This window comes from Thalassolituus sp., from assembly GCF_984348125.1.
Genome location: NZ_CFHJLR010000037.1, coordinates 1 through 6,230, shown reverse-complemented (window position 1 = coordinate 6,230; position 6,230 = coordinate 1). Strand labels below are relative to the sequence as shown.

Genomic DNA, 6,230 nt, shown 5'->3' with positions numbered 1-6,230 from the left:
GTGTAGTTTTACCGTGGTCAACGTGACCGATAGTACCCACGTTTACGTGGGGTTTTGAGCGTTCAAACGTTTCCTTTGCCACCGTCTTGGCCCTCAGGTTGTAAGGTTTATGCTAAAGCTTGCCGGCGAGCCGACTATATATGTATGAGAGCCGACATCATACGCGCGCGCGGAATCCTGTCAACAAAGGTCGTTACCTCGAGACAGGCTGAGCTGCAGAATGGCGTCAGGTGAAGGTTTTTTCGCTTTAATTGGACTTACAGGCAAAAGTGTGAGGAAATCGCCGCCGAAAACGTGTACATTATCGCGCGAAATTTCACTCTGCTAACCGAGTAACGTTATGACAGACCTCTCTAAATACAGAAACATAGGTATCTTTGCCCACGTTGACGCGGGTAAAACTACCACCACGGAACGTATCCTGAAGCTGACCGGTAAAATTCACAAGACCGGTGAAGTACACGACGGCGAATCCACTACTGACTTCATGGAACAGGAAGCTGAGCGTGGTATTACCATTCAGTCTGCTGCTGTTACCTGTGAATGGGCAGGCCACCGCCTGAACGTTATTGACACCCCTGGACACGTTGACTTCACCGTTGAAGTTTATCGTTCACTTAAAGTACTGGACGGTGGTATTGGCGTATTCTGTGGTTCTGGCGGTGTTGAGCCTCAATCAGAAACCAACTGGCGTTACGCTAACGAATCTGAAGTATCCCGTATCATCTTCGTAAACAAGCTGGACCGTCTGGGTGCAGACTTCTACCGCGTTGTTGATCAGGTTAAGAATGTACTGGGCGCTAGGCCACTGGTTATGGTTCTGCCAATCGGTACCGAAGACGAGTTCGTTGGTGTTGTCGACCTGCTGAGCAAAAAAGCTTACGTATGGGATGACTCTGGCCTGCCAGAAAACTACGAAATTCAGGACGTTCCAGCTGACATGGCTGACGACGTTGAGATGTACCGTGAACAGCTGATCGAAACCGCCCTGGAAGCAGACGAAGACCTGCTGATGGAATACCTGGAAGAAGGTACAGAACCATCCATCGAAGATCTGAAGCGTTGCATCCGTGAAGGTACCCGTACTCTGCAGTTCTTCCCAACCTACTGTGGTTCTGCCTTTAAGAATAAAGGTGTACAGCTGGTTCTGGACGCGGTTGTTGATTACCTGCCAGACCCAACGGAAGTTGATCCACAGGATCTGACCGACGAAGAAGGTAACCCAACTGGCGAGCACGCTATCGTATCTGCTGACGAGCCTTTCCGTGCTCTGGCGTTCAAGATCATGGACGACCGTTTCGGCGCCCTGACCTTTATCCGTATCTACTCCGGTAAGATCAACAAAGGCGATACCGTACTTAACTCTGCCACAGGCAAGACTGAGCGTATCGGTCGTATGGTTGAAATGCAGGCGGACGATAAGAGCGAGCTGACTTCAGCACAGGCCGGTGACATCATCGCGGTTGTTGGTATGAAGAACGTTCAGACTGGTCACACCCTGTGTGATCCTAAGCACGAATGTACTCTGGAAGCCATGGTGTTCCCAGAGCCAGTAATCTCTATCGCTGTTAAGCCAAAAGACAAAGGCGCAGTTGATAAGATGGGCATCGCGATCGGTAAGCTGGTTGCTGAAGATCCATCGTTCCAGGTTGAAACTGACGAAGATTCAGGCGAAACCATCCTGAAAGGTATGGGCGAGCTTCACCTCGATATTAAAGTCGACATTCTGAAGCGTACTTACGGCGTTGAGCTGGAAGTAGGTGCTCCACAGGTATCTTACCGTGAGACCATCACTTCAGCGATCGAAGACAGCTACACCCACAAGAAGCAGTCTGGTGGTTCTGGTCAGTACGGTAAGATCGATTACCGCATGAAGCCAGGTGAGCCAGGTACAGGTTTCGTATTCAACACCTCTGTTGTGGGCGGTAACGTACCAAAAGAATTCTTCCCTGCGATTGAGAAAGGCTTCAAGAGCATGATGGAAGAAGGTCCACTGGCTGGCTTCCCAGTACTGGACGTTGAAATCGACGTATTCGACGGTGGTTACCACGCGGTTGACTCCTCTGCAGTTGCGTTCGAAATCGCTGCAAAAGGTGCATTCCGTCAGTCAATGCCGAAAGCCGGCGCTCAGCTGCTTGAGCCTATCATGAAGGTTGACGTCTTCACTCCAGAAGACAACGTGGGTGATGTTATCGGTGACCTGAACCGTCGTCGCGGCATGATCAAAGATCAGGAGCCAGGCACGACTGGTGTTCGCATCAAAGCAGACGTTCCACTGTCTGAAATGTTTGGCTACATCGGCCACCTGCGTACCATCACTTCTGGTCGTGGTCAGTTCTCTATGGAGTTCAGCCACTACATGCCTTGCCCACAGCAGATCGCTGACAAGGTAATGGAAGAAGCGAAAGCACGTAAAGCAGAGAAGTAATCTGACTTACTGCTAACGCAGAAAAAACCCCGCCTGGTTCGCCACGCGGGGTTTTTTATTGGCTGACATTTCACCCTGACGGGGGAAGACAGATAACGCCAGATTGATTATTATTTCGCCAAATCACAGAGGAAGTTAATAATGATATCAAGAAGCCTCCCCACCGCTGTGCTGGCAATTAGCCTTTATGGCCTGTCGGCCCACGCGAACGACTGTGACGGCATCGATTGCCCACAGGAGCCCATAGCCGATGAATGTTTTGATCAGAGCTGTGAACTTCCACCCGAGAATGAAGCGCCCGCCTGCGATGGACCAGACTGCCCTCCTATCGACGACTGCCAGGACCCGCAAAGCTGTGAAGACCCTGGAGATGGGTCGGGAGAAACACCGAATTACGCGGTCAGTGTCGCGTCCGACAGTACAGTGACCATCCTCAGTACCGACATCACCGCCGACGGTCAGATCTACGTCGAAGGTAGCCCAGTCAAAGGGATCGCCACCGACAATCAAGGCGCATCGGTGACCTTTGATACCAACGGTGAATTCAGCACGCTTGAAGAAGGCGTCACTGAAGAGGTGACGTTCGAGGTATACACAACCGGCACCGATGTTAGTTATGCCATCATCACCGTGACAGTCACCGGGGTAGCAGAAGAAGAGCCTGCTGAAGAGGAACCCACAGAAGAAGAGACCGAAGTCAGCCTCAATGCTGGTGTGATCACCCATGACACTTTATCTCGCAACGGGGTGCTGAATGAAGGTGAAATTATTACGATCTGGATGGATACACAACAACTGGATAGCGGTGAAGCACTGACGATCAGCGAAATTCCAGATCACCTTACTTATGTTGAGACACTCTCCCGCGACCTGCCCTCAGGTGAAAGTAGCACTGCGCCGTTCCGAACAGAGACGCTGATCAGTATCTATCGTGATCAGGAGCGCACGTTAAGACTGAGCCCATCGTCCACCGACGAGATAGTAACGCCCGTTGCTCACGTTAATTTCATCGTCAACAAACAAGCCGACAGCACCGATATGGCGATGGAGGAACCCACTGTTATTTCGGTGGAACGTCTAGACAGCAGCGGCCTGCCAGCAGTGACAGCCGATGTAGAAATTCCACCGGCGCAAGCAGCTAAATACTATTACGAGATCGCACGCAGCAGCAATGGCGCCCTGGTCACCGCTTGGCCACCAGAAAATCAGAAAGAGGACTTTGTTCGCCTTGAAGCCAGCATATCATCTGATCCAACCCCACTGACCTGTAGTGAAGGTGATACCCTGCTTACTGAGGGATTACTGGATGGTGATGGCAATGCCATTGCAGAGTGTGCAGACAACAGCATCACCGCAACTCATACTGATGCTAAAGTAACTGCAGGCTCACCACTGACTTGGCCGCTAAACTTCACAACTGAAAATTCGAGCACTCTGGTAGCAGGTGGCAGCATCATTTTCAGCGATGAAAGCAGCCTCAGCCTTGAAGACTCAACCAGTGCCACCGTCGAGACAGCCGTCGAACTGGTGTCTCTGAAAAATACCGTTTACAGCCGACGCATCCCGTTAAGAATGCAACTACCGGACGACATACCGGAAGCGACCAATCTCACGGTGGACTTGTTAATACTGCCCACTGATCCGGATTTATACGGCGATGACGACCCTCAATTCACTTGTAATGACGGTGTACTCGCGGGTTTGTCATCCACCTCAGTGTCGCTGAGAGGGGAAAGCTTCACCACCACCTGTACCGACAAGTCTCTCCATATCGCCTTCCCGACGGGTATGACAGTAACCAACCAGAGCGATTTTTCAGACGGTTTAGTTCGTATTGATATTTTCGTAGATAATGCAGCATACGACGGAAACATAGCGGCCAATCTTGTCACCGTTTCACACTATGACGAGAGTGAAGGGCCTGCCATGGCTTACAACGAGTTCAGTGTTTACCTCGAAGAAGAAGAGGACGACTCACTCGGGATTATCGCTGCATTGCTTGCGCTGATCAGCTTTGGCATGTACCGCCGTCGCAAACAGGTAAGCTAAACCGACAATCAGACCAGTACACATTCCCAGGATGTGTACTGGCTTAAATTTTTTACCCGGCAAAGCGTCAATGGAGCGGCCACTCAGCATTTCCCAGCCGCTCTGCTGACCCATAAATCCGATTTCATGCGCTGAAAAAGCAGCCAGTATCGCAGCAGTGACCACTACCATCCAGGCATCTCTGGTTCGGACTCCTTCACCAATAATCAGCACCAGTAGCAACACAAAAGTACCTGATGCGACACCACTGAACCCAAGCGAAACATGACCTGAGTCGTAAATAAAAAGCTTAAACACCGCATTCGCAACCAGCATAGTAAGCAAGTAGAGCACGAACGCACGCCGACTGATTTGCTCACAGACAAGGCTACTTGCCCCCAATACGATCGCATTCCACGTGTAATGATCCCATGAACTATGGACGAACACCGACGTCACGATACGCCACCACTCCCCTTGTTCGATAATGCGATCTCGCTCAAACCTGAGATAGAGATCACCCTCAGGAATGAACATACAAGCTGTGACAAGGACAATGAGAAAAATAGTGAGCCAGGAGTGGGAGAGAAAGCCTGAACGAATGCGGTTCCAGGTTAACGTCAGTACGTTAACCAGCGCACGAAAAAAGTTAAGCTGCATCAATCTCGGACTCTTCACCGATAAAACAGAAAGCCAGCTTCCAGGTAATGATGCCAACCAGAAATCCGGCAAGCAGATCCACAATATAATGCTGCTTTGTCAGTAACGTTGAAGCGATGATGGGTAAGTAGAGGAATAATCCCCACGCCCACCAGAACGTCCTTACGCCATAACTGCGGCTCGCAACAAACATAACGGTTGCAGCAAGTAACGTCTGCGAAGCGTGAAGACTAGGTAATAAATTCACCCCTGCATCCAGATTACGAAGCGCGTCCAGTCCAGAACAGCGCCAATCAGTACATATAAACGGCTCATGGGAAATACTGAGAGGAACGAACGCAAAACAAATACACGCAATCACGACCGACAGCACCAAAGATAATGCATACCGAAGATACAAAGTGAACGGCATTTCTAATAGCGCAGGCAAGATTAAGCCCGGTATATAAAGAAAGTAGATAAAGGCAAACTCAGGAACGAGCGGCAGTAGGGTGTCCAACGTCAGACTGACATCCCATGACTCCGTAGTTTCCATTCGTATAGCGTTGTACTGGTGCAGAACCTGATAAGTCACGAGCTGGATAACCGCGACGAGAACACCAGTGATGATGCGACCCACGCGTATATCTGCAATTCGGTAATCGTACTTTTTTCTTAACGGCATGGGACTTCAATGTGCTGAAAACGGCATTGTAGCCCAGCGCCATGGAAAAAACTGGCCTACAAACAATAAGCACAAAAAAGCCCGCACGAAGCGGGCTTTTTCTGATTCTACACCTTTCTTCACCGCACACTTCGAGGAAGCGTTACCGAAGAAGGCTCTGCAAGGCCGTGTTATCGATTTGATGAGAAGCTTACTTATGTAAGTGACAAATCAAATCAATGACACAACACCGCAGAGGCGATGCAGGTAGATCATTGCTTCGGGCGTCCCGCCCTTCACCCCCTCACAAAACAAAGGGGCCAGCCTCCGGCTGTCATAATCTGATCCAGTCAGATTATTCGATGATTTTAGCTACAACACCAGCACCTACAGTACGACCGCCTTCACGGATCGCGAAACGCAGGCCTTCGTCCATCGCGATTGGAGCGATCAGAGTCACTTCCAGTGTCA

5 protein-coding genes and 1 pseudogene are annotated in these 6,230 nt (G+C 50.4%); 2 read left to right on the top strand and 4 right to left on the bottom strand.

Going from position 1 to position 6,230, the window contains the following annotated elements; translation table 11 throughout:
* Positions 1–82: pseudogene (locus tag AC5E51_RS16055) on the bottom strand (GTP-binding protein); the annotation flags it as partial.
* Positions 83–340: 258 nt separating this feature from the next.
* Here AC5E51_RS16055 and fusA point away from each other — a divergent pair.
* Positions 341–2,428, top strand: a complete 2,088-nt coding sequence (gene fusA, locus AC5E51_RS16050) for an elongation factor G (RefSeq protein WP_297530275.1) — start codon at positions 341–343, stop codon at positions 2,426–2,428.
* A gap of 141 nt (positions 2,429–2,569) precedes the next feature.
* Complete coding sequence (locus AC5E51_RS16045; protein ID WP_491778820.1) at positions 2,570–4,477, top strand: hypothetical protein; 1,908 nt, start codon at positions 2,570–2,572, stop codon at positions 4,475–4,477.
* Here AC5E51_RS16045 and AC5E51_RS16040 read toward each other — a convergent pair.
* From AC5E51_RS16040 to AC5E51_RS16030, 3 genes are all read right to left on the bottom strand, one after another.
* The gene (locus AC5E51_RS16040; RefSeq protein WP_297530272.1) at positions 4,403–5,116 is read right to left on the bottom strand and encodes a rhomboid family intramembrane serine protease; all 714 of its coding nucleotides are present in this window, start codon (positions 5,114–5,116) and stop codon (positions 4,403–4,405) included. The two genes, AC5E51_RS16045 and AC5E51_RS16040, sit on opposite strands and share 75 nt — an antisense overlap.
* Complete coding sequence (locus AC5E51_RS16035; protein ID WP_297530269.1) at positions 5,106–5,780, bottom strand: phosphatase PAP2 family protein; 675 nt, start codon at positions 5,778–5,780, stop codon at positions 5,106–5,108. Before AC5E51_RS16035 ends, AC5E51_RS16040 begins: the two co-directional genes overlap by 11 nt.
* 334 nt (positions 5,781–6,114) lie before the next feature.
* Positions 6,115–6,230 (bottom strand): EF-Tu C-terminal domain-related protein (locus AC5E51_RS16030; protein ID WP_490364192.1); only part of this gene is annotated, 116 nt, incomplete at its 5' end.

Coding starts and splice junctions, on each gene's coding strand:
- fusA (WP_297530275.1), top strand. CDS start 341: ATGACAGACCTCTCTAAATACAGAAACATAGGTATCTTTGCCCACGTT.
- AC5E51_RS16045 (WP_491778820.1), top strand. CDS start 2,570: ATGATATCAAGAAGCCTCCCCACCGCTGTGCTGGCAATTAGCCTTTAT.
- AC5E51_RS16040 (WP_297530272.1), bottom strand. CDS start 5,116: ATGCAGCTTAACTTTTTTCGTGCGCTGGTTAACGTACTGACGTTAACC.
- AC5E51_RS16035 (WP_297530269.1), bottom strand. CDS start 5,780: ATGCCGTTAAGAAAAAAGTACGATTACCGAATTGCAGATATACGCGTG.